At 38.6% G+C, this 24,621-nt stretch carries 18 protein-coding genes; 8 read left to right on the plus strand and 10 right to left on the minus strand.

All coding sequences use genetic code 11. From position 1 onward, the window contains the following. Positions 1-7: 7 nt before the first annotated feature. Positions 8-2,455 carry a bifunctional aspartate kinase/homoserine dehydrogenase I gene (gene thrA / locus QV06_RS05085; RefSeq protein WP_065237224.1) on the minus strand — a complete coding sequence of 816 codons (2,448 nt, stop codon included), beginning with the start codon at positions 2,453-2,455 and terminating at the stop codon, positions 8-10. Between the two features lie 314 nt (positions 2,456-2,769). Here thrA and QV06_RS05090 point away from each other — a divergent pair, with 314 nt between their 5' ends. Next, positions 2,770-3,450, plus strand: coding sequence for a YggS family pyridoxal phosphate-dependent enzyme (locus QV06_RS05090; RefSeq protein WP_065237225.1), 681 nt, complete (start codon positions 2,770-2,772; stop codon positions 3,448-3,450). Positions 3,451-3,491: 41 nt separating this feature from the next. Here the strand turns inward: QV06_RS05090 and QV06_RS11690 are convergent, their stop codons facing one another. The 6 genes from QV06_RS11690 to ampD form a co-directional block, all read right to left on the minus strand. Continuing rightward, entirely contained in the window at positions 3,492-3,668 is a 177-nt protein-coding gene (locus QV06_RS11690; protein ID WP_156541970.1) for a hypothetical protein, read from the minus strand. A gap of 334 nt (positions 3,669-4,002) precedes the next feature. Beyond that, positions 4,003-5,997 (minus strand): transketolase, encoded by a 1,995-nt coding sequence (gene tkt, locus QV06_RS05095; protein ID WP_065237226.1) that lies wholly within the window; start codon positions 5,995-5,997, stop codon positions 4,003-4,005. Between the two features lie 112 nt (positions 5,998-6,109). Further along, positions 6,110-7,090, minus strand: coding sequence for a tRNA dihydrouridine(20/20a) synthase DusA (dusA, locus tag QV06_RS05100; protein WP_065237227.1), 981 nt, complete (start codon positions 7,088-7,090; stop codon positions 6,110-6,112). After that, positions 7,077-8,468, minus strand: a complete 1,392-nt coding sequence (locus QV06_RS05105; RefSeq protein WP_065237228.1) for a chloride channel protein — start codon at positions 8,466-8,468, stop codon at positions 7,077-7,079. Before QV06_RS05105 ends, dusA begins: the two co-directional genes overlap by 14 nt. Positions 8,469-8,567: 99 nt before the next feature. Then, on the minus strand, positions 8,568-8,903 hold the full coding sequence (locus tag QV06_RS05110; RefSeq protein WP_065237229.1) for a hypothetical protein: 336 nt from the start codon (positions 8,901-8,903) through the stop codon (positions 8,568-8,570). 81 nt (positions 8,904-8,984) lie between these two features. Beyond that, positions 8,985-9,548: a 1,6-anhydro-N-acetylmuramyl-L-alanine amidase AmpD gene (gene ampD, locus QV06_RS05115; RefSeq protein ID WP_065237230.1), complete on the minus strand. Its 564-nt coding sequence runs from the start codon at positions 9,546-9,548 to the stop codon at positions 8,985-8,987. 108 nt (positions 9,549-9,656) lie between these two features. On the opposite strand from ampD, the gene QV06_RS05120 reads away from it, so the two are divergent. Genes QV06_RS05120 through QV06_RS05150 form a run of 7 tightly spaced genes read left to right on the plus strand, consistent with a single transcriptional unit; the run spans position 9,657 to position 14,455 of the window. Further along, positions 9,657-10,127, plus strand: coding sequence for a prepilin-type N-terminal cleavage/methylation domain-containing protein (locus QV06_RS05120; RefSeq protein ID WP_065237231.1), 471 nt, complete (start codon positions 9,657-9,659; stop codon positions 10,125-10,127). Next, positions 10,127-11,527, plus strand: coding sequence for a GspE/PulE family protein (locus QV06_RS05125; RefSeq protein WP_065237232.1), 1,401 nt, complete (start codon positions 10,127-10,129; stop codon positions 11,525-11,527). Before QV06_RS05120 ends, QV06_RS05125 begins: the two co-directional genes overlap by 1 nt. Then, positions 11,514-12,716, plus strand: coding sequence for a type II secretion system F family protein (locus QV06_RS05130; RefSeq protein ID WP_065237233.1), 1,203 nt, complete (start codon positions 11,514-11,516; stop codon positions 12,714-12,716). The genes QV06_RS05125 and QV06_RS05130 overlap by 14 nt, the downstream gene beginning before the upstream one ends. Next, positions 12,713-13,333: a prepilin peptidase gene (locus tag QV06_RS05135; protein ID WP_065237234.1), complete on the plus strand. Its 621-nt coding sequence runs from the start codon at positions 12,713-12,715 to the stop codon at positions 13,331-13,333. The genes QV06_RS05130 and QV06_RS05135 overlap by 4 nt, the downstream gene beginning before the upstream one ends. 28 nt (positions 13,334-13,361) lie before the next feature. Next, entirely contained in the window at positions 13,362-13,970 is a 609-nt protein-coding gene (coaE, locus tag QV06_RS05140) for a dephospho-CoA kinase (protein ID WP_065237235.1), read from the plus strand. A 12-nt stretch (positions 13,971-13,982) separates the two neighbouring features. Then, the gene (yacG, locus tag QV06_RS05145; protein WP_065234275.1) at positions 13,983-14,195 is read left to right on the plus strand and encodes a DNA gyrase inhibitor YacG; all 213 of its coding nucleotides are present in this window, start codon (positions 13,983-13,985) and stop codon (positions 14,193-14,195) included. Then, entirely contained in the window at positions 14,192-14,455 is a 264-nt protein-coding gene (locus tag QV06_RS05150) for a GNAT family N-acetyltransferase (RefSeq protein WP_065237236.1), read from the plus strand. Before yacG ends, QV06_RS05150 begins: the two co-directional genes overlap by 4 nt. Before the next feature lie 251 nt (positions 14,456-14,706). On the opposite strand, the gene QV06_RS05155 is transcribed toward QV06_RS05150, so the two are convergent. From QV06_RS05155 to QV06_RS05165, 3 genes are all read right to left on the minus strand, one after another. Further along, positions 14,707-22,827, minus strand: a complete 8,121-nt coding sequence (locus tag QV06_RS05155) for a YadA-like family protein (protein WP_065237237.1) — start codon at positions 22,825-22,827, stop codon at positions 14,707-14,709. 209 nt (positions 22,828-23,036) lie between these two features. Further along, the gene (fdhE, locus tag QV06_RS05160) at positions 23,037-23,960 is read right to left on the minus strand and encodes a formate dehydrogenase accessory protein FdhE (RefSeq protein ID WP_065237238.1); all 924 of its coding nucleotides are present in this window, start codon (positions 23,958-23,960) and stop codon (positions 23,037-23,039) included. Between the two features lie 3 nt (positions 23,961-23,963). Continuing rightward, the gene (locus tag QV06_RS05165) at positions 23,964-24,620 is read right to left on the minus strand and encodes a formate dehydrogenase subunit gamma (RefSeq protein ID WP_082985044.1); all 657 of its coding nucleotides are present in this window, start codon (positions 24,618-24,620) and stop codon (positions 23,964-23,966) included. Position 24,621 lies beyond the last annotated feature (1 nt).

Below are 24,621 nucleotides of genomic sequence, written 5' to 3' on the forward strand. Positions count from 1 at the left end.
CCTTTAATTAGCGACGTAATGTTCGCAAAATATCCGCAAAAATTCCTGCTGCAGTCACATCGTTTCCTGCACCATAACCACGTAATAATAATGGAATTGGCGAATAATAACGAGTATAAAATGCAAGGGCATTTTCACCATTTTTCACTTTATAAAGTGGATCCTCTGCATCTACCGCTTTAATTGCTACTCTGCATTTACCGTGTTTAATTTCACCAACATAACGTAAAACTTTACCCTCTGCTTGTGCTGCTTTTACGCGTTTATCAAATTCAGCATCCAACTCTGGTAACATCGCCATAAATTCTGCAGTTGATTTTCCTTTAGCAAAATCTTTTGGTAACACGCCTTCCACTTCAATATCGCTTAACTCAAGCTCTAAACCTGCTTCACGTGCCAAAATTAACAATTTACGCGCAACATCTTGTCCTGATAAATCATCACGTGGATCTGGTTCTGTAAATCCTTTCTCTTTTGCCAAGCGAGTCACTTCAGATAGAGGCTTACCTTGTTCTAACTCCCCAAAAATAAATGACAATGAACCAGATAAAATACCATCGAATACTTCTACTTCATCACCGGCTGCTAACAAATTTTGTAAGTTTTCAATAACAGGTAATCCCGCACCTACATTAGTATCGTAAAGGAATAAACGTTGATTCACTAACGCCGCAGCACGTAATTGATGATAGTATTCCAAGCTTGAAGTATTTGCTTTTTTATTCGGAGTAACTACATGGAAACCTGCATTTAAGAAATGTAAGTAACTATCGGCAATATCTTGATTAGATGTACAATCCACTAAAATTGGATTTAATACGTGCTGATCTTGTACCGCATCAATCACACGGCGAATAGAAAAGCTTTCTGTCGCATTAGCTAAATCTTCACGCCAATTACTTAAATCTAATCCATCAACATTAAGCAATACTTTTTTTGAGTTCGCTATACCACAAACACGAATGGCAATATTTTTCTCTGCTAGAAATTGTTGTTGGTGTGCAATTTGATCGAGTAATTCACCACCAACACCACCAGCACCGATCAAAAATACACGTAATGATTGTTGACTATTAAATAATGCGCGATGTGTTGCTTTAACCCCTTCAATTGCTTTATTTAATGGCACTACGGTAGAAATAGAACGTTCCGAAGAACCTTGTGCAATCGCCACAATATTAACATTCGCTTGTGCTAATGCAGTAAAGAATTTCGCTGCAATTCCACGGCTCTTACGCATACCATCACCAACTACAGAGATGATCGCTAGATTATCTAAAATCTCGATTTCATCTAATGCGCCTGACGCTAACTCAGTAGCAAACGCACGTTTTAATGCACTTTTTGCTTTATTTACTGATTTTTGTGGTACACAGAAACTAATACTATATTCTGAAGAGGCTTGAGTAATTAAAATCACAGAAATACCCGCTTTTGACATAGTATCAAATACGCGTGCAGCCATGCCAACCATCCCTTGCATACCAGGACCAGATACATTGAACATCGCAACATCATTTAAATTAGTAATTCCTTTTACTTGTAGCGTTTCAGAACGTACATTGCCATCAATTAATGTACCTGGTGCAGATGGATTACCTGTATTTTTAATTAAGCAAGGAATATTAAATTGTGCAATTGGTGCAATGGTACGAGGGTGAATTACTTTTGCCCCAAAATAAGAAAGCTCCATCGCCTCTTGATAAGACATAGTTTCTAATAAACGCGCATCTGGTACTAAACGTGGATCACAAGTATAAACACCATCAACGTCAGTCCAAATTTCACAACAATCAGCACGTAAACAAGCTGCTAAAACTGCCGCTGAATAATCAGAACCATTACGTCCTAATACCATCAACTCGCCTTTGTCATTCCCTGCGGTAAAACCAGCCATTAATACAACACTCTGTTTTGGAATTGCTGGCGCATTAATACGTTTGGTAGATTCCTCAATATCTACCGAAGATTCCAAATATTCACCTTGTGCTAATAACTGTTTAACTGGATCAATCACATGAACCTGATAGCCTTGTGCTTCAAACCATCCAGCCATAATCGCGATAGAGAGTTTTTCACCACGTGAGATAATTGAAGCATTAATATTGTCTGGGCAAGGCGTTTGTGGAGAGAAGAGGGATAAGGTATGTTCGATTTGAGAGAATTCTTGTTGAACGACATTTCTTAATTTTTCATCATCAAATTTTGCATTTTGCTGCTTTAGTCCAACTAAGATAGTTTCAAATATTTGTTTCGCTTCTTGGAAATCTTTCTGCTTATCTTCACCTTTATTTGTCTTATCTACTAAAGCAACTAAATAATTAGTAATTTTTGCTGGCGCAGATAAAACCCCTGCTGCTTGATCCTTTTGATGAGCTTGTAAAATTAACTCACCAGCTTGGGAAAATCGTTGTGGGTTTGCTAGTGAAGTACCGCCAAATTTTAATACGCGCATGATGTTGTCCTCTATATTGTTGTATTTTAAAAACTTGAAACCTAATCATAAAAAAACCCGCACTTTGTAGGGTGCGGGTTTCTTAAACACTATTTTCTGTGTGCTAACCCGCCCCACTAATAATAATGGTCATCATAATGCGGGTCATCGTAATGTTCATTGTTGTCATGATTTACTACACAGAAAGGGAATTTGTTAATACTCGATGGCTCTAATAAGTACCTAAATTCACACAGCTTGTCAAATAAATTTATTACTATTAGTTAATTTTTTCTATAATAAGGCGATTTTTGCTTTTTATAGAGAATAATAAGATGAGTATTGCACAAAACTTAGACAAAATAGTAAAACAAATTCAACAATATCAAACTGACAAAACTGTTTCCCTATTAGCAGTAAGCAAAACAAAACCATTTAGCGATATTTTAGAAGCTTATCAAGTAGGTCAACGTCAATTTGGTGAAAACTATGTTCAGGAAGGGGTGGATAAAATTCAGCAAGCACAACAACAAAATCTAACAGATATTACTTGGCATCTCATTGGCCCTCTACAATCTAATAAGACTCGCATTGTTGCTGAACATTTCGATTGGGTACAAACCATTGATCGTTATAAAATCGCAGAACGTTTAAATCAGCAACGTCCTGCTCATCTTCCACCATTGCAAGTATTAATTCAAATTAATATTAGTGATGAAAGTTCCAAATCAGGTATTCATCCGCAACAACTTATGGCGTTAGCAGATCAGATCGTTCAATTACCGCGCCTACAACTACGTGGCTTAATGACAATTCCTGCACCAACTGAAGATTCACAACAGCAACAAAAGGCATTTAGCCAAATGGCCGAACTATTTCAACAATTACAACAACGTTACCCAACATTACCTATTGATACTTTATCGATGGGAATGACTGATGATATGCAAAATGCCATTATCTGTGGCTCAACAATGGTCAGAATTGGTACGGCAATTTTTGGTAAGCGTAATTAATATAAAAAAGTACGAACAATCACTATTGTTCGTACTTTTTCTTATTTAACAGCTTGAGATAACTCTTGGACTCTAGTACGCAGATAATCTTTCTGAATTTCTTCTACTAGCCCACCTTTTTCTATCATCTCAATTCTTTTTTTCAAATTTCGTCTTTGAACTCGGTGAATATGATCCATTTTTTCTAGGTTAGTATTCATCGCTTTTATTCCCATCATTGTCTCCCAATAAACTATTGGCTGTCATCAAACAATTAGGCTATTCAAACTACGTGTTTAACCTTTTTTAATAATAAAAAAATAAGAAATTAATAAAAAAATTACCCTTATTAAGTACATAATAAAGATAAAAATTAATTAACTTACATTTATATACATAATAACAAATCATCATTTATCTGCCAAGCAAATAATATAACTAACCGTTATTTTTTATTTAAGTTTTTACTTATAGAGCTATATTTCAATCTATTTTAATAATAAAAAAACTCTCTCTACCAAAGATAGAGAGAGTTTTCCAATCAATAACTACTTTATACAAATGACAATACAATTAGAGAATTTCTTTCGCTTTTGCGACGACGTTATCTACAGTAAAGCCAAATAATTTGAATAACTCGCCTGCTGGTGCAGATTCACCAAAGCGATTCATTCCCACTACGCGACCGGCTAAACCAACGTATTTATACCAGAAATCACTAATCCCTGCTTCAATCGCAACACGTTTAGTCACATTGCTTGGTAATACGCTTTCTTGGTAGGCCGCATCTTGTTTATCAAAGACATTGGTACTTGGCATAGACACCACGCGAACTTTATGACCTTCCGCTGTTAATTGCTCTGCCGCTTTTACTGCTAATTCCACTTCTGAACCAGTCGCAATCAGAATCAATTCTGGGGTACCCTCACAATCTTTCAATACATAAGCACCACATCTTACATTAGCAAGTTGTTCTGCATTTCTGTCCATTTGTGCTAAGTTTTGACGGGTAAAGATTAATGCACTTGGACCTTCTTTACGTTCTACCGCCGCTTGCCATGCAATCGCTGATTCCACTTGGTCACATGGACGCCAGGTTTCTAAATTTGGAATTAAACGTAAGGCTGCTGTTTGTTCTACTGGTTGGTGAGTTGGACCATCTTCCCCTAAACCGATAGAGTCATGGGTGTAAACAAACAAGATACGTTGTTTCATTAATGACGCCATACGTACTGCATTGTGGGCATATTCCATAAACATTAAGAAAGTCGCACCATAAGGAATGAAGCCACCATGTAAAGCAATCCCATTCATAATCGCAGACATCCCAAATTCACGTACCCCATAGTTGATATAGTTACCATCCACCACATTTGCACGTAATGGTTTTGAACCTGACCATAAGGTTAAGTTTGAACCCGCTAAGTCTGCTGAACCACCTAAAAATTCAGGTAAGATATGTGCATACGCTTCAATCGCATTTTGTGATGCTTTACGGCTGGCAATACTTGCTGGATTAGCTTGTAATTTTTCGATAAATGCCTTTGATTCCGCCGCCCAATTCGCAGGTAATTCGCCGGCTAAACGACGTAATAACTCAGCCGCTAATTCAGGATACGCCGCTTGATATGCTGCAAAACGTTTATTCCATTCTGCCTCTTTAGCTGCACCTTGTTGTTTTGCATCCCATTCTGCATAAATCTCTGCTGGGATTTCAAATGGAGCATAGTTCCAACCCAGATGTTTACGGGTTGCTGCAATTTCTTCATCTCCCAATGGCGCACCGTGGCAATCATGTGAATTTGATTTATTTGGTGAACCATAACCAATAATGGTCTTACAAATAATTAAACTTGGCTTGCTCGTTTCTGCTTTCGCTGCTTCAATCGCAGCTTTAATTTCTGCTGAATTATGTCCGTCCACCGCAGGAATCACATGCCAGCCATACGCCTCAAAACGTTTTTGTGTATCATCCGTAAACCAACCATCTACGTGACCATCAATCGAAATATTATTGTCATCATAGAAAGCAATTAATTTACCTAATCCTAATGTTCCTGCTAATGAGCACGCTTCATGGGAAACCCCTTCCATTAAACAGCCATCACCAAGGAAAACATAGGTATGGTGATCGATAATGTCATGACCTGGACGATTAAATTGCCCTGCTAAGGTTTTTTCTGCAATCGCCATCCCTACTGCATTGGTAATCCCTTGACCTAATGGACCTGTCGTTGTTTCCACACCTGGTGCATAACCATATTCAGGGTGTCCTGGTGTTTTAGAATGTAGTTGACGGAATTGTTTTAAATCTTCAATTGAAAGGTCATAGCCTGTTAAATGTAAAAGACTATAAATTAACATTGAACCATGGCCATTTGATAAGATAAAACGGTCACGGTTAGCCCATTGTGGATTCCCCGGATTATGTGATAAAAAATCACGCCAAAGCACTTCTGCAATATCCGCCATACCCATAGGCGCTCCTGGATGTCCTGATTTTGCTTTTTGTACTGCATCCATACTTAAAAAGCGGATTGCATTCGCTAATTCACGGCGATTTGCCATAGTTTTCTCCTTATTTTATTTGTCATCAAAATCGTGTTATTTAAACCTGCGTTATTCTACTCTATTTCGAGAGCAAAAATATTGATTAATCTAATTGAATTTTCTGATTCTCTTACTCACGTACAAAATCTAATGCCCGCTGTAACACCTCAATTCCAGCTCCTGATTTATGCGCATTTTCACTAAGATAGCGCCGCCATTGTCTTGCTCCTCTTACATTTTGAAATGCTCCCAACATATGGCGAGTAATTTGCCCTAATGGCGTCTCTTGTGTTAATTCTTGCTCAACATAAGGAAACATTTTCTCTACTGCTTCAATTGGGCTAACAATAGGTGCATCAGAATCAAATAAGGCTTGATCAATTTGTCCTAATAATGATGGGTTTTGGTAAGCTTCACGCCCTACCATTACCCCATCTACAAATTGTAGATGATGCTTAATCTCATCAATTGTCTTAATTCCACCATTAATACTAATCTTTAATTGTGGAAAATCACGTTTTAACTGATAAACTCGCGGATAATCTAAAGGCGGAATTTCTCGATTTTCCTTTGGACTTAAACCAGATAACCACGCTTTACGTGCATGAACAATCAGATCCTGACAACCTGTTGCAGCAACTTTATCCACAAATTCACATAAAAATTCATAGCTATCTAAATCATCAATTCCAATCCGTGTTTTAACCGTAACTGGAATCTTTACCACATCTTGCATTGCTGCAACACATTCAGCCACCAAATCCGCTTTTGCCATTAAACAGGCTCCAAAAAAGCCATTTTGCACCCGATCTGATGGACAACCTACATTAAGATTAATTTCGCTATAACCACGCTGCTCCGCTAACTTAGCACAATGAGCGAGCTGTTGAGGGTCACTCCCCCCTAATTGTAGAGCAACAGGTAATTCTGCCTGATCAAAAATTAAATGATCATACTTCGCATAAATAATTGCTGGTGCTGTCACCATCTCTGTATAAAGTAATGTGTATCGGCTAAATTGACGATGAAAATAACGGCAATGTCTTGTCGTCCAATCTAACATTGGTGCGACTGAAAAACGTCCTCGATAAAATTGTTTATTGATTGTCATGCAGTTTTTGTTGTTCTTGATTAATTTGTTCTTGAATTCTCTGGCGGAAACGCCCTGCCGCAAAATGATAAAATGGTTTTGGACAAATTTGGCGTGAAATAATTGATGCCATAATGCTAGTCGCTAATAACCACACTAACTCAGGCTGACTTCCTGTCATTTCCATAACAACAACACTCGATGTTACTGGCGATTGTGTTGCTCCTGATAAAAAAGCAGCCATAGATAATAACACAAGAAAACGTTGATCAACGATACCTCCAGTGAGTTGCCAAATATTACTACCAATCGCAGCACCTGTGGTTAATGCTGGTGTAAAGATCCCACCAGCAATACCAGTCCAATAAGTAAATACCGTTGCCAATAATTTGCTAATCCCTAATGATGTATCTAACGCTTGATCATTCAGTGCCTGTGTGACTACCGCATAACCTGTGCCATAAGTTTGATGGTTACTAAATATGCCTAATCCAGCGAGTAGAATCCCTAAGATAAAAGCAATAATAATTGGATGCCGTCTGACAAAACCACGCATAAATGCTGGTAAATAAGCGGCTAATCCTTTCGCTAAAAGACGTGCAAAGGCGCCACCAAACAAGCCACAGACCACCGCACAAACCACTAACCATAACACGACGTTTTCAACCGTATCTGCACCTGCATATTGAGGGAAATAGGGGTTGTTCCCTTGAATCAGAACTAGCATAAACCCAGCTGCTAATACACCTAATAATACACGTCGTTCCCAACGTAACGGTGCACCACGCCCGATTTCCTCAATGGCAAAAATAACACCTGCAAGGGGTGCATTAAATGCAGCTGCTAACCCACCAGCCGCCCCAGTTGCAATTAACTCGTTATAGCTTAACCCTTTAAAAGCAAGATTATATTTACGACAAAATTTGCCCCAAGAGAGCATTACCGCAGCACCAACTTGTACCGAAGGTCCTTCGCGTCCAACTGAAGCCCCGCAACACATTGCTAAAAATGTTAGTGGAATTTTCCAGATAGTTTGTGCTAAACGAACTAAAGCTTCCTTAGGTTTACCATGTGGCAATCCAATCGAAGCAATCACTTGCGGAATACCGCTACCAGCAACATAAGGTGTAAAACGTTGGGTAAACCAGGCTAAAATCGCCATACCAAAAGGTAATAACACCCATGCTACCCAAGGATGTAAATTGACTAAGTACGTATTAATTTCTAACCCAAGTTCTACTAAAGTAGCAAAACCCCAAGACACAAGCGCCACTAATAAGGCACCACAAAGTAAACAGATAAATTCAATACTTTTACGTGAAAGGCGAGAAGTTTGATGTCCCTTATGTTTAAGATAATGATTTAACTGATGAAGTTTGGCTTTAAGATTAAAAAACATAAATTGAAAAGATAGCTACCACAATGGAGGTAATTATAAACAAGAACCTTCGAGAATCGAAAACCTTTTTCAGATTTTCCCTCTCGAAGATTGATGATATTACATACAACCACCGCAGCTGCCACAACGCCAATCATCTTTATTGACAGCTTGATAAAAGAAACGGAAATATTGTTCCTCAATCGGAATATCTGCGGCAATAAATACATCTGTTAGCCAGCCAATATTTTCGAGAATCCAATCATTTTCATCTAACCCTTCTAGATAAAGTTCATCTTCAGGATCAATAAAATTATAAATTCCCCTTGTTCCCATATCATGTTCCCGGCGTTCTTCCGGCAGTTGTAGAGCTTGCCCTTGATAACTAATTTCCCAATGTCCTAAACAAAGTGTATTCCCCTTTGATGACCAAGTAGCAGTAAATGGATTCTCCATATTTTTTCCTCTAAATGACTCCGTGTTCTTTTATAGTATAGATCTGTGTTACTACTACTTTAATGCCTGAAATTAGTTAAATTAGAACGATTTAGGCAAATGCCCTAAACTCTCGCGATAATATTGCCAATTAAAATATTGACCCGGATCGATCTTGCGTCCTGGCGAGATATCACAATGCCCAACAATCCGATCTTGTGTAATTTTTGGATAGTTTTGCATAATCACTTTGGTTACTGTAATTAATGTTGCATATTGCTCCGCGGTAAAAGGCTGCTGATTACTTCCTTCCAATTCGATTCCGATTGCGAAATCATTACATTTCTCTCGCCCTTGAAACTGGGAAAGCCCTGCATGCCAGGCTCGCTGCTGAAAATTCACATATTGTTTAATCTCGCCAGTACGACAAATTAAACAGTGTGCTGATACACGCTGTTGATAAATTTCCGCAAAATACAGATGTTTCGTTGGATCCAACTTACCTTGAAAGAAATCATCAATATAACTTCCGCCAAATTGTTCTGGTGGCAGACTAATATAGTGAATCACTAATAATGAAATATCCTCTGGATCAGGACGTTGATCAAAATGAGGAGATGGAATTTGTGTTGCTGGCGATAAAACGCCTTCAATAATTTGGTACATAAAATTCTCTTTTTACGATCTAAATCGCAATAGTTTAACAACTCTCTCGTACATTACCCACGTTTTTGTCATCTTCTATACCACTCTTTTTTTTCTGAGGATTTAATTATGCAGTTACGTACTACCACACAAACACACGCTTTTTATGCCGGCTTTACCCTAGTCGAATTAATGATTGTTATTGCCATTATTGCCGTACTCGCAACTATTGCTATTCCCTCTTATCAAGGCTATACCAAAAAAGCTGCAATCTCTGAATTAATTCAAGCTTCCGCGCCTTACAAAGCTGAAGTCGAATTATGTTTATATAACGCCAGTAATAAAAATCAATGCTCAGCAGGACAACATGGTATTCAAAATAAGCCAAGTGATATGAATAAATTTAAATATCTCAATGATATTTCTGTTACTGCAGGTGTAATTACTGTTTCAGGTAAAGGCTCCTTACAAGATATCTCTTACAAAATGATACCAAGTGAAAGTAAACAAGGTGAGTTAATTGATTGGACTGTACAATGTACTGGCGATCTCGGTATTTTCCCTGCTGGTTTTTGTCAATCTAATGCAGGAACGCCATAATGATATATCAAGTAACCTCTTTAGATCATCAAACAATCATTGAGATTTCTGAACAGCAATGGCAAAAAAATCAGCAACAAATTCAGTTATTGTTACGTTATTTAGCCGTGCCCCTACAAGAAGATGAACAACAATTATGGTTAGCCGTTGAATCGTTAAATAATTTGGCAGCTTGTGAAGCATTTGCATTCCTCAACGGTAAATTAGTAGAGCCTGTTGTAATTGGACAATATGCACTAAAACAGTTGCTACAAAACTTACAAGGCACGCCACAACCTCTGACATTACATGAAAATACATTAGTAACAGATTATGCAGCTTCAATTCAACTCACAGAAGATCATGCAGCAATTGATCATAATGAACCGTTAATTCAGTTATTTAATCAATTACTTGAGCAAGGATTACAGCTTACCGCTTCGGATATTCATCTTGAACCGTTAGCGCAGCACTTACAAATCCGTTTTCGGATTGATGGCGTATTACAAAAACAACAAACCTTACCATTATCAATTGGGCAACGCTTAAATACCCGCTTAAAATTACTCGCTCGTTTAGATATTAACGAATTACGCTTACCACAAGATGGTCGCTTCCGTTTTCAAACGACATTCGGAGAAACATTAGATATTCGTTTATCGTCCTTACCTACACAATATGGGGAGAAAATTGTCTTACGTTTACAGCACAATACCCCTGTATTCACCGATTTCTCAACGCTAGGAATGACCGAACAACAAGCAAAATCTTTTACCCAAGCCTTATTGCAGCCCCAAGGATTAATTTTAGTAACGGGTCCAACTGGTAGTGGGAAAAGTTTAACTTTATACAGTGGTTTACATTTTCTCAATCAAGAAACCCGTCATATTCTCACCGCTGAAGATCCAATTGAATTACAGTTAGATGGAATAATTCAAACCCAAATTAATCCCGTCATTGGACTCACTTTTGCAACATTATTACGTAGTTTCTTACGCCAAGATCCTGATGTAATTATGGTGGGTGAAATTCGAGATCAAGAAACAGCGGAAATAGCATTACGTGCTGCACAAACAGGACATTTAGTATTATCTACTTTACATACTAATACTGCGATTGGTGCGGTTTCTCGTCTACAACAATTAGGTATTAGCCAACACGAACTAGAAAATAGCTTGTTATTAGTGATTGCGCAGCGTTTAGTACGTAAATGTGTACCTGCTACTCAATCAGATTCTTCTCCTCGTTATCGTGGGCGTATCGGTATTTTTCAATTATTACATTATCAACAAAATCAATTTGTTACTGATTATCCATCGTTATTTGATGCAGCAAAACAGAAATTACAACAAAAAATTACCACACTCACTGAAATTGAACGCGTTTTAGGTAAAGAGGAACATACTAATGGCGATTTATAAATGGCGAGGTAAAGATCGCTTTCAAAATAAAATTAAAGGCGTGATCATTGCAGATAATCCACAGCAAGCCAGACAGCGTTTATATCAACAAGGTATTGTTGTTCATTCTTTTAGTCGAAATTGGCAACTCTTTTCCCGCTTAACCCCAACACTGCAAGCAGAATTCTTATTGCAATTTTCCCTACTGCTACATTCTGGTATTCCACTCAAACAGTCATTACAACTCCTTCAGGAAAATTGTCATCACCAAGCACTGTATCAATTAATTACTCGCTGCTTGCAGAACTTACATCGTGGCTTGCCTTTATCACATACTCTGCAAGCAGAAAAAAATCTCTTATACCATTCTGAATGGCAATTATTATATAGTGGGGAACAGAGTGGGCAATTAGCTCAAGTGATGCAACAACTCGCAGATAACAAACAAAAACAAGTTAAGCTACGCCAACAAATCAATAAAATCCTTTTTTACCCTATTATGATGCTCACGATTTCGCTATTACTGACCTTATTTCTGTTACTCTTTATCGTCCCTACTTTTGCCGATCTTTATCAGCAACAGCAACAACAGCTACCTTATCTAACACAATTACTCCTCACCCTATCACAATTTATAAAAAATGATTTTATCTTTTTACTGATTGCAATCATATTATTGTGTACTGTGATCTATTGGAGTTATAACAAACTCCCTCAGCTAAAAATAGGATTACTCAAACTTATTTGTTTAATTCCTACCATTGAAAAAATCTATCTACAAACCCAAGCGATTCATTTTTGTTCTATCCTTGCAACCATGCTCCAAGCAGGTATTACCTTACAGCAAAGCTTGCAAACTTTCTTACCTTCAACCACCACCTTTGCACAATCACCAAAATTATTATTAGAAAAAGAGGCATATCAATGTTTATCCGCATTACAACAAGGATTCCGTTTTTCAGACGGATTAAGTTATGGTTTTCTTTCCCAACAAACAAGACAGATGATTGCTATTGGTGAACAAAGTGGACAGCTCGATACAATGCTGCACTATGTAGCTAATCATTTACAGCAACAACTCTCTAATCAAATTGATTTATTTGCCAAATTACTCGAACCAATTTTAATGCTAGTAATTGGTGCGATTATTGGCGTGATTATTCTAGGAATGTATCTCCCTATTTTTAATTTAGGAAATGTAATTTTATGATGTTAATTCTCTTATTACTGATGAGTTTTCTATTTCTTAGTTATCTCTATATATTGCCTAGCTGGTTACCCTCTATCACCACTTTTCCCATTACAACTTTCCCTCCTCAACGAGATTGGTGGTTGCATAGTATTTTTTATCTCGGATTAAGCATTATCTGTTATCTTCAATATACATTGTGGTGGCATATTCTTTTACATTATTGTTTGTTTAGTTTCTGTTATTTGATTGCTTATATTGATTATCGCTATCGTCTGATCTCGGTTTTACATTGTTATACGATAATCTTATTAGCACTGCTGTTTACAAAATTAGGGCTTAACCCGCTTTCTCTTGAACAAGCGATAGTGAGTTTTACAATTGCTTTTTTAGCCAGCATCAGTGTTTATTTTGGCTGTTACTTACTATTAGGAAAAGACAAATTAGGTTTAGGCGATGTACTGTTATTCTCTGCATTATCCTTGCTACTTTCTCCCGCATTTTTATCCTATTTTCTCCTAATTTCTTGTATAATAGCGCTACTCTTTGTCATGGTCTTTAAAAGGCAAGCTAAAACCTTACCTTTTGCACCAAGTTTAATTTTTTCTGCATTAATTTTATTTATCTATAACAGATAACGATACACTCTTCATCATAGATAACGATATGGCTTACATTGTAGGATTAACCGGTGGCATTGGTTGCGGGAAAAGCACGATTGCTTCTCTATTTGCTGATTTGGGTGTCCCTATTGTGGATGCTGATATTGTTGCACGTCAAGTCGTTGAAAAAGGATCACCTTTATTAGCAAAAATTGCTCAACATTTTGGTCAAGAAATTTTATTAGCCACTGGAGAATTAGATCGTGCTGCTTTACGCCAGCGTGTCTTTGCCGATCCTCAAGAAAAGGCATGGTTAAACCAATTATTACATCCTGCAATTCGCGAAGAAATGTTACGCCAACTAAAGCAAACAACCGCACCTTATGTATTGTGGGTAGTACCATTACTATTAGAAAATCACCTTGAAACCTATTGTGATCGTATTTTAGTTATCGATGTTAGTGAAGAAACTCAAATTCAGCGGGCAATGCAACGTGATCAGAATTCTGCTGCTTTGATTCGTAAAATTATGCAATCTCAAGTTTCTCGACAACAACGTTTAGCAAAAGCTGATGATGTTATCTCTAATGAATTACCGCTTGAAAAAAATCTTGCTTATTTAAAAGCAGAAGTACAGAAACTACACCAACACTATTTGTCGTTAAGCCAATAATAGGAACATAATATGTCAAATACAGATAATGAAATTATCTCGGTACCTTGTCCCATTTGTAAAAAAAATGTGGTATGGTCAGAACAAAGTCCATATCGCCCATTTTGTAGCAAACGCTGTCAATTAATTGATTTAGGTGAGTGGGCAGCAGAAGAAAAGAAAATTCCAACCGAAGAAAGTCCTTTTAGTACTGAACTTGACGAAGTTATGGAGAAATTACAATGAGTGAATTTACTATTGAGCATACTGATAATGGTCAGTATGGTGCTTTTTTCATTGCTGAACAAGGAAAACGTTTAGCGGAATTAACTTATGAATATACACATCCACAAACGATAGATGCTAATCATACTTTTGTCGATCCCAGTCTGCGTAATCAAGGTATTGCAGAAAAATTATTGAATGCCTTACTTCAATTTACTGAACAAAAACAGTTAAACATTACCGCAAGTTGTAGTTATGTTTCAGCAAAACTACGCAAGTAATAAGAAAATATCTGTTTTTATCAGCACCTGAATATTTAACCTACAATATTAACTTAGAATTCTAAATTTAATAGGGCCTATTGACCTTTTGATTTGAACCTCTAATCAAATATCAATTTGACCCTATCAATACAACAAATTATGAATAGATGACATAATTTTTGATAAGTGGAATACTGTACTCAAGCACACTCTTATAAGGTACAACTAGAATCATTACTCTAGTTATAGCCATTTTGATCGTCATCTGATTACCATTGATAACCTGCGCCAACGCCAACTGTTGTATTCCCCATTGTGTTATGGCTTGCATTCAATTTCAAAATAACTCTACCATTATCTGAAATACGCGACACACCAATCGCAATTGCTCTTTGTGATTTATGTGAACCTACACCAATTGCTACCATACTTTTACCAGGTAAATAAGCCTGTGGAATACTTGACATTGCCGCAGAGGTTGCCGCTACGCTATCTATTTCATCAGAAAGCCCAGTAATATGCTTACTAATTTGCTCAACACTATGCCTAAATTGCCCTACATTCACTGCATCTGTATCACGAATACCGGGAGCAACATTCTGAATACGGTTACCGCCGTTATCCAAACCTTGTTCAGTCAAACTGACTGGATTACCATTTTTAGGCGTAATCTTAATACCTGATCCGTTAACAGTTGAGGTTGTACCATTATCTGCTGTAAATGACATACTTTCCAACCCAGTTAAATTTTTAGATAGCTTAATACTTAAAGTGTTATTTTTACTATCTCCAGACACTGAGATATTCTTACCATCCCCAACAATATTCAACTTACCGCCTAACTCTTGCTTTATTTCAACCTCTGAATTATTACCTGAGAACTTCAAGCCTGATTTTGCTAACTGACCTAAATCTTCAACAGTAACGGCACTGGTCTTCAATTTATCATCTTTAGCAGCCACTTCCAGTTTCTCGGTGAAACTTGGGTTAGTCTTAGTTTTACCTTGACTATCAACTACGTTAGCAGTATCAATAGCAGACGCTAGCCCTGATAATAACTGATTAGAGATATCGTTCATATTCCCCACTAAAGTCACTCCAGCAGGAGTAGCTTCTTTCGCACCTTGTTTAGGTTGGTCAGTATTCTCATCTATATCAGATGCTTTATAAAAGCGATTACCCACTTTAACTAAAGGATTGCCCTCTTTATCTTTATAAGCAATGGGTAAAGTAACATTGATATGATAGCTATGCTGTACACCAGCATCAGTCTTTGTTGTACTCACCGATGAAACCTGTGTATTAATACCATCCACCACTTGCACAGTCTCACCAGCTTTTACTGTTACAGCTGTGCCGTCATTCGTCTGAATCTTATGACCTGTATCCGCTAAATTTTTCAGATCTTGCGTTGTTACCGCCATATTAGGATTAACCGCATCATCACCATCAGCACCCACCTTATTCAAGTTGGTTAAGAAGGTGTTGTTACCATCATCATCGGTCTTGCCACCAATACCACTACCAACATTCGCCAGAGGTGTTGCAGATGAGCCATCCGCACCTCGCAATGCAGTGATGACCTTATTATTTGGGACAACATCGCCCGTCCCCTCTGGATTGGTATAGAAGTTATCACCCACTTTATACACTTTTGTGCCATCAGCTTTGGTGTAAGCTACAGGTAGCTGTGCATTATTAACAATCGCTTGATCATTCGTTGCAATCGTAATTTTGCCTGCTTCTTGTTTTAGATGTACGTTCGCCCCTGCCACAAAGGTAATGGTGTCATTTTCTGGGTTGATGTTTTCACCTTGCGCAAAATTATTATTATCAACTGTGCCACCATTTGCGGCTGTTTTAATGGTAAAGCCGTGATTAGCGACATCTTTCACCGCTTTTAAGTCCGCCACATTCACAGCATTAGTTGGATTGGCTTTGTATGCGTCATCAATCGCTTTATTAACCTTGCTAACATCTGTATCTTTCGCTACTGTGCTATCAGCTGGTGAACCAGCTTTCTGCGGTACGCTATTATTGTCAAATACACCAGCCACATTACCCAGTTTCACTGGGCTACTTGTGCCATCTTTACCATCAGCTGGAGTTGGGTTCACCAATTGAGTACCAGCAATAGTTTTTGGTGTTGGTGCTGTTGTATCAGCACCTGTACTATCCACCCATTTAGCAGGTTCACCATTTGCCGCTGGCACATAAGTTTTACCCGCTAAATCAGTTGGTTGATAATACTGACCATCTTCCCCTTTCACTAGCTTGTTACCTTCATCATCAACAAACGCACTGGTTTCATCAACGTGTACGTTATAGACATCAGGATCGCTACTTGATTTAGTCACAACCGCCGCACCGCTGCCTGTTACCTTAGTTCTTGCTTTGTTTGCTGCTGCTTCTACCGTATCATTAACATATTTTTTGTTTGCAGCATCGGTATCATCTATTGGTGCAGCAACATTGGTAATGCGATTACCGCCATTATTCAAGCCATCTTTGGTAAGGCTAACGGTTTGAGCAGGATCGGTTGCTGGGTTAGGTTGTGTAGCACTTGGACTAATAGTAATACCATTGTTGCTTACCACAGTCGTTGGCGCACCAGCTACATCTTTACCATTTGCATCTTGCTTAGTAAAGGTCGCATCTTCCAAGTTTTTCAATCGTTTTGCCAATTGAATCACTAATTCGTTAGTATCTTTATCTGCTTTTACATTAATGTTACCCGCAGCACTTGCAAAGCTACCTGAAGCATTTTTATCAACGCCCTCTCCCACGATACTTAACTTCGTACCCAATGGACGGTGAACAGTGGTATCACTGTTGTTGCCCGTAAAGTCTAAACCTGCTTGCGCCAGTGCTTGCAAATCGCCTAAAGTCGTGGCTTTGTTTAAATCTTTGCCTGATTTGGTTAATAAACCACCGTTGCCATTATCTCCAGCAATCGCTTTCTTAGCCGCTTCTGGGCTAATGGCTTTAGGATCAGCGGTACTACCTTCACCAGTACCATCATTACCTGCTGTGCCGTCCAAGCCTAATCCACTCGCTACGTTAGAGAGCGACTGTGGTTTTGCAGGAGTCGTATCACTCGCATTTGGATCAATCAGCTTCGTACCTGCAACGGTTTGAGCTGTGGGTGTTGCTTGGGCTGTAGTATCCTCATTTGGTTTGCCTGTATCTGGGTTGATATCAGAGGTGTTATACACTGAATAAGTACCATCATCATTTTTCACCCACGTTTTATCGGCAAGATCGGCTGCCTTGTAATAATGACCATCAGGACCTTTCACCAATTCATTACCCTCTGCATCGGTAAAGGTTGTCGTCTGATCCACGTGAACATTGTAGGTATCGGGATCAGTGCTGGATTTGGTTACAATCGCTGCACCGCTGCCTGTTACCTTAGTTCTTGCTTTATTTGCCGCTGCTTCTACCGTATCATTAACATATTTTTTGTTTGCAGCATCGGTATCATCTATTGGCGCAGCAACATTGGTAATGCGATTACCACCGTTATTCAAACCATCTTTGGTAAGGCTAACGGTTTGAGCAGGATCAGTTGCTGGATTAGGTTGTGTAGCACTTGGGCTAATGGTGATACCATTACCGCCAATCGTAGTCGTATTGCCACTATCATCTTTGAATGTAGCACTAGTTAAACCACTTAAGACTTTGGCTAATTTAATCGTAATATCACCAGTATCTTTATCTGCTACTGTACCAATATTGTTGTCCGATAATGTTCCAGTTGCGCCACCTTTGATGCCTAATATTTGCTTAGGCTTACGCTTAATGGTTACGGCAGATTCCCCCGTATTATTATCACCTTGGTATTGATATTGACTATTGCCCACTAGCTTAGAAACATCGCCCAACGTTGCTGCGTAATTGTCCTTACCATCAGGCAAGGTCGTATCTGTATCTGCTAATGCACTCTTCACATTTGCAATTTGTGCATTATTCACATTCACTTGTGGCGCATTTGTACCATTACCTTTAGTTAAGGTAATGGTTGCAGCTGTTTCATTATCACCCGCTCCTGAAGAAATCGAGGTAATCCCTGTTAGCGCTGGCTTAACATTGAATTTCACCACACCATCGGCTGCTACTTCCGCAGTAGTGTTGGTACCATTAGTAAAATCTAATCCTGTGCTTAACAATACTTTGTTATCACCTGTATTATTAGCTTTATAGTGTAATTCACTTGCACCTGAAGCTTGCGCAACGGCTTTATTAATCGCCTTAGCTACATTTTCCGCTGTGGCAAATTTATTACCCTTATTATCATCTGTAACACTCGCCGCTCCAGTAGTTGCATCACTACTAATTTCAGCCGTATCAATTGTTACGGTTACTTTTCTACCATCAACAGCCGTTTTAATACCATTTTGACCAACGATATCAAATCTCTGATTTGTTTTTGATAAGTCTATCTTGCTATCCGTATCTGCACCATTTGCATCAACTCCGACAACTAGAGATTGCAAGGCACTATTCGCATTATTTATACTATCTTGAACCGTTTTGTCTAGCTTGTCTGTGGTAACGCTACCATTTGTAATTTTATCGGTAGTTACTGCACCATTCGCTAACTTTGCATCCGTAACCGCACCGTCTTTCAAATCCCCTGTTTGAATTGTACCGTCTTTGATATGGTCCGAAGTAATACCACCTTGAGCCACTTTCACGGTAATGGTGTCATTACTCGCAGTGGTATCAATTGAAGTATCACCAACCACTTTAAAGTTGATAGGATTAGCCTGATCTAAGGTTTGTCCTGTCGTTTCCTTATTATCTTCAGCCGTCAACTTAACAATTTGGCTACCTTTTGCTACTGTATCAATATTATTTAGCTTCGCCAACTTATCCTTAACGGACTGATCTAAGCTAATCTTAATTCCGCCATCAGCAATCGCTGTACCTAAGAACCCTGTATCACCATTAATTGCTAAGGTATCACCCAAAGATTTCTTCACAGGGCTACCAGAGTCCGCACTAAATGAAAGACCTTTGTCTGTCAAAGCTGTTTTAGCGGCTTCAATCGCCGTATGTACCGCCCCAGAAGTGACCGCTTTCGTATCATTTGCAGTTACTGTATCTGCTTTCTGTAAACTCAAGGTTACGGTATCACCAACAGCTGCTGCCTTAATATCTGCACCGCTATCAGCACCAACGATATTAAACTTCAAACCACCCTCTTTATTAAACGCTTGTGTGGCTGTACTTGTAGAATCATTACCACCCAATACCAAGGTCTGATTTGCTTTCGCAACACCAGCCTCAACATCAATCGCATCTAACTTATCAACCGCTTCTTGACTTAAGCCAATCTGAATATCCTTAGCGGTGCCATTGGTACCTCCAACATTGTCTACAGACACGTACTTACCTAGATCACCAGTCTTAGCAGAGCCGCTAACTAAACCAGTAATGACGTTTTTACCATCACTATCTAAGTTACTTAGATCTTTAGCAGCCTTCTTATTCAACTCTTCCTGAGTGTTATTAGGCAAGTTATCGATCTTAGCTTTTAAACTATCCTCAATCTTAACAGTGTATTTCTTCGAACCACTTGTTTCATCAGATGAAGTCACCTCTAAGCCAGCACCTGCTTCTACCACTTCACGAGAAGCCGCAATCGCCTCGTGAATCGTATCTTTGCCTGTGCCACCAATATTTGTAAAGGTAATTTCACCAGTATCTGCATCTAATTTAGCATCGCCACCAAAGTTGTCTTTCACTGATGTAGCTAATTTACCCAATTTCTTATTGGTGTCATAAAGTTGAGAGCCATTGATGGCATCGGTAGATGTTTCTGTAATTTGACCTGCCGCTACATTTTGAATTTGACGTTCACTACCACTCGCCCCAACGCTTACCACAGCACTTGGACTTGTTCCTGCAAAGTTTTTAAAGGTTAATCCTTCAATTTCAGCAGAAGGCACGGCAACAGCAGCAGTTGTCTTAGAACTGCTTCCTAATGCCACTGATTTATCTACTGAAGCATTTGCTCCTCTACCTAATGCTATTGATTGTTCTCCAGATGCTGTTGCACCTACTCCAATTGCGATTGAACTATTTGCTGTAGCTTGAGCTCTTACACCAAATGCTTGAGCTGCATTAGCCGTTGCTGATGCTTGCAATCCTAAAGCTGTTGATCCTAACTGTGTTGCATAAGCATTTTGTCCTATTGCTACTGAAGATGCACCTAATGGTTGAACTGTTGCAGCTGCTCCATCTGCTCCTGCTTCCGAGCCTGCACCACTACCAATTACAATAGCATTAACACCTGCTTTAGATTCTGGTGCAACATTAGCGCTATCTGATTTAATATTACTTCCAATAGCAATTGTGCCATCGCCAAATGCCTTAGTAGCATGGCCAATAGCAATGCCATCTGTTCCCTTTGAAAGGGCTTGATTACCTATGGCAACGCTATCAGCACCTTTTGCTCCTGTATGCTCTTTATCATAGTTAGAATCAACTAGGTTTGCTTCATCTGGTTTTGTAGCATTCACATTAAACCAATTAACAGAAGCACTATTGGCAGCAACATAATTTCTCACTGCCGCTGCAGTGACTAAACCATCTTTAGTAGTATCTGCTAAATCAGTGCTTGAATTAACTTCTTTTAATGCAATATTGATACTACTATTACCATCTGTACCCGTTAATGAAGTTACAACAAGATTATCGCCAGAGTAAGACTGTCCTCCTATCGTTTCGTTATTAGAGGTAAAGAGCAAAGTATCACCCAATTTTTTCTTAATTTTGTTGCCATTATCATTGCCTTTAAAAGCGATTGGCGAATTGGCAATATTTTTTAAATCACCTACTGTTGCGGCATTATCTTCTACATTTGTAGCAATATCTCGTAATGTTTTAATAAATTCATTGGTTCCTGAACCTTCAGCCAGCCCATTCCCAATGGTTGGTACAGTGCCATCAGCCTTAACCACACTGCTTTTAATATTATTCAGTTTAAATGGTGATTGGGTTCTCCCGTTTCCTGAACCATTGCTATTTTTAATGCTGGCTACAATTTCCTCACCAGCTGCAAGCTGTGTCGCCCCAACTGGATTACCGTTTGTATCAAAAGTAACTGGTGTTCCATCTGCTTTATAACGATAATACCAATTGTTATCTTTCGCTTGAAATACTTCCTTTCCTAAACTATCTGTATAAACCCATAGGCTACTTGCTCTGGTCACCGTATAAAGTTGAGAACCATTCACGGCATCAGTAGAAAGTGGATCAACTAAACCAGCCGCCACATTTTGAATACGACGTTCTTTCCCCACTGTACCAACCGAAACAACTCCATTACCTGCTATACCCGGTCCCGCATACTCCACCCAGATTCCATCAATAACTGTACCGTGATAAGCGCTTTCTCCTGCTGTTTTAGTTGTAATTGTTTTACGATTAATAGTTGCATTATTGGTACTGGCATTAAGATTTGCCGTAGAAAAACTACCTATATAAATTGAGTTATTGGCACTGGCTTCAGGGATATTACTTCCTAAAAGAATAATATTCTGAGAATCAGCAGAAAGTGTATTATTACTTCCTAAGATAACGTTATCTGTCGAGTTTGCTTTAATTGTATTTCCTGCCCCAAGCATTAAGTTACCTGTAGAACCACGAGTAAGCCTATATGTAGCACTTCCTGCTGCGTGAGTTCCTCTTAGTGTCACCCCACCACTTTGTATATTATTACGCGCACCAATCGCAATATTATCACTTCCCACAACATTCATCTGTTTATTCCAGTCGGGACCAGAACCTAATACAATATTACGTTCTCCTTTGACTTTTACCGCATTACCGATAACTACACTTTTCCAGCTCTCTGATGCATCAGCAAACAAACCTAAAGCAATACTGTCACGCCCTGCTTTAGTTGCTTGAGCACCTGTCACTGCAGAACCAATCGCAATTGCCCCTGAACCTTCTGCTCGAGCATAAGTCCCTAAAGCAATATTTTCCCAAGAAGCTATATGCGAGCGATTACCAATTTGAATACCATCGCGTGGACTTCCACTTCTAGTGGTATTCACACCTAAGCTCATCCAAGAAGAATCAGCTCCACCATTCGTTTCAAGCAGGATTTTCCCGGCTGGTTTGGTTGCTACGCTATTTCCTGTGGTACCATCGGTCACATTAATAAAGTTCACCGCAAAAGTTGGGGCAGATAATATGAGTGATATAATAAATGGAAGAGTTTTGACAGCCCATTTTCTGAAAGCAAACAGTGTAGATGATTTAGCTGTTGATTGGCGACTAATTATTGACTTTTTACCCCCCCCCTTAGCTAATTCAGATACTACAATATAATTATTTGCTATGTGGCTATATTTTACTTTATAAATCTTATTCATCACTCATTTTCCATTCAATCTGCTCAAAAAGTATATCTACTACTAAATATTCAAAATATAATATCTATTTACATTATCAATACAAATAAAAGTTCGGCATATTACAGCAAACTTTCTTAAGTTTCTACCTATTATGTTAATAAGTTAAAAATAAGTTGAGTAATTAATATCAAGGCTTGGTTACCCAAGCCTGCTAACTATTATTTTTATTATCCTTCTGGAAATAACAAAGGATTTATTCCACTACGAGAATACCCCTTTTCTTCCATTTCATTATCTAACATCAACGTTGCTAAATCATCAGCAGCTGGTTCTACATCAGGATCTTTCTCTTGATATAAAACTTTTAAATAACTGCCACAGTCATCACAACATTCTGCTTTGACCGGTGCATGTTCACTATCTAATGACCAATAGCCAATATGAGCGGTTTCTTCACAATTAGTGCATTTACTACGCACAATATTCCACTCACTTTCACATAATGCACAATGGACATAGCGTAACCCCTGGGTACTGCCAAAGTGGACAACACTAGTGATTGGCGCTGAACCACAGACTGGACAGAAATGACGATGTTCACCCAATTCTGCATTTGCATGGTGTGGAATTTGTTGTACCAATTGAATCCAATAGAGATTTAAAGCAGCCCAAATGAATATCGCTTGGTTACTTGGTACAGCTTCAAACTCACTGTTTAATAAACGATCTGCTAAATCTTCACGTTCTTGAGTTGAGGTTTTCTCTAGCGTTTCAATCGTATCTGCAATCACGCCTCCGGCAAAACTCTTACACTCTTCAAGTAAATTAGTTAGTAAAGTTTGCCAAATTGGCGAACGTTGCCAATTTTTATAATGTAGTGGTTGCCCCGCTAAAACTTCTGCTGTTAATACTTCTTTAGCTAAACGAGGATCACGTTCAATAGGTTGCTCTTGCAATAAACGTAATTGTACATCTACCAATTTTGCCGTGAATTCAAGATAGTCTTTGAATGGACTATTTTCGGCTAATTGACGTAAACGTTTAGCACGACGTTGATATAAATTTTTTGGATTTGCGAAAAGTAACGGGGGGCTAGTTAGCCCCTCCGCTGCTTGTTGAATTTCGCTCTCTGGTAAGATACGAATACTCATTAATTATTTTCCCTGTTGTTCTTCTCGTTTTAAAATCGGTTCGATTTCTTCACGATACCAACGTGGATGGTGTTTCTTCGCCCAACGAGCGGTTACTTTACCATTTAACATCCCTGTAATTGAGCCCCTCACCCAAATTGCCATATAGATATGCACCATAATACCGAGAATTAATGCAATCGCACTGCAAGCGTGCAATAAGATTGCAACACGGATCACAGGAATAGAGAATGATGGTGCAAAATAAGGACGCCACATAATGACACCAGTTCCTAAAAGCAGTAACAAAGCACCAATCAAGGTCCAGAACAATAATTTTTGTCCCATATTGTAGTGACCTACATCTGCGACATGATGTTCATTACCTTTTAGGACTTCTACTACATTCAGTAACCAACGCCAATCCCCTTTTTCGATAAGATTGTCACGCCAATAAGTTTTAAACAATACCATAAAGGCGACAATCATAATCAAACCAGTGAATGGATGCACAACACGTGCTAATTGTGGCGTACCTAAGATTTCAGCAATCCACGCAAAATCTTGGAAAAAGAATGAAAGCCCAGATAGCCCTGTTGTGAAAAAACAGAAAACAACAAGCCAGTGACTTAAACGTTCTTTTACGCTATGGCGCAATACTTTTTTGTTTAAATCGACCATA

Source organism: Gallibacterium genomosp. 3 (genome assembly GCF_001678475.1).
Classification (GTDB): domain Bacteria; phylum Pseudomonadota; class Gammaproteobacteria; order Enterobacterales; family Pasteurellaceae; genus Gallibacterium; species Gallibacterium faecale.

Bases quoted from the DNA above. Each gene is read 5' to 3' on its own strand.
- thrA (WP_065237224.1), bottom strand. From the start codon at position 2,455: ATGCGCGTATTAAAATTTGGCGGTACTTCACTAGCAAACCCACAACGA.
- QV06_RS05090 (WP_065237225.1), top strand. From the start codon at position 2,770: ATGAGTATTGCACAAAACTTAGACAAAATAGTAAAACAAATTCAACAA.
- QV06_RS11690 (WP_156541970.1), bottom strand. From the start codon at position 3,668: ATGATGGGAATAAAAGCGATGAATACTAACCTAGAAAAAATGGATCAT.
- tkt (WP_065237226.1), bottom strand. From the start codon at position 5,997: ATGGCAAATCGCCGTGAATTAGCGAATGCAATCCGCTTTTTAAGTATG.
- dusA (WP_065237227.1), bottom strand. From the start codon at position 7,090: ATGACAATCAATAAACAATTTTATCGAGGACGTTTTTCAGTCGCACCA.
- QV06_RS05105 (WP_065237228.1), bottom strand. From the start codon at position 8,468: ATGTTTTTTAATCTTAAAGCCAAACTTCATCAGTTAAATCATTATCTT.
- QV06_RS05110 (WP_065237229.1), bottom strand. From the start codon at position 8,903: ATGGAGAATCCATTTACTGCTACTTGGTCATCAAAGGGGAATACACTT.
- ampD (WP_065237230.1), bottom strand. From the start codon at position 9,548: ATGTACCAAATTATTGAAGGCGTTTTATCGCCAGCAACACAAATTCCA.
- QV06_RS05120 (WP_065237231.1), top strand. From the start codon at position 9,657: ATGCAGTTACGTACTACCACACAAACACACGCTTTTTATGCCGGCTTT.
- QV06_RS05125 (WP_065237232.1), top strand. From the start codon at position 10,127: ATGATATATCAAGTAACCTCTTTAGATCATCAAACAATCATTGAGATT.
- QV06_RS05130 (WP_065237233.1), top strand. From the start codon at position 11,514: ATGGCGATTTATAAATGGCGAGGTAAAGATCGCTTTCAAAATAAAATT.
- QV06_RS05135 (WP_065237234.1), top strand. From the start codon at position 12,713: ATGATGTTAATTCTCTTATTACTGATGAGTTTTCTATTTCTTAGTTAT.
- coaE (WP_065237235.1), top strand. From the start codon at position 13,362: ATGGCTTACATTGTAGGATTAACCGGTGGCATTGGTTGCGGGAAAAGC.
- yacG (WP_065234275.1), top strand. From the start codon at position 13,983: ATGTCAAATACAGATAATGAAATTATCTCGGTACCTTGTCCCATTTGT.
- QV06_RS05150 (WP_065237236.1), top strand. From the start codon at position 14,192: ATGAGTGAATTTACTATTGAGCATACTGATAATGGTCAGTATGGTGCT.
- QV06_RS05155 (WP_065237237.1), bottom strand. From the start codon at position 22,827: ATGAATAAGATTTATAAAGTAAAATATAGCCACATAGCAAATAATTAT.
- fdhE (WP_065237238.1), bottom strand. From the start codon at position 23,960: ATGAGTATTCGTATCTTACCAGAGAGCGAAATTCAACAAGCAGCGGAG.
- QV06_RS05165 (WP_082985044.1), bottom strand. From the start codon at position 24,620: ATGGTCGATTTAAACAAAAAAGTATTGCGCCATAGCGTAAAAGAACGT.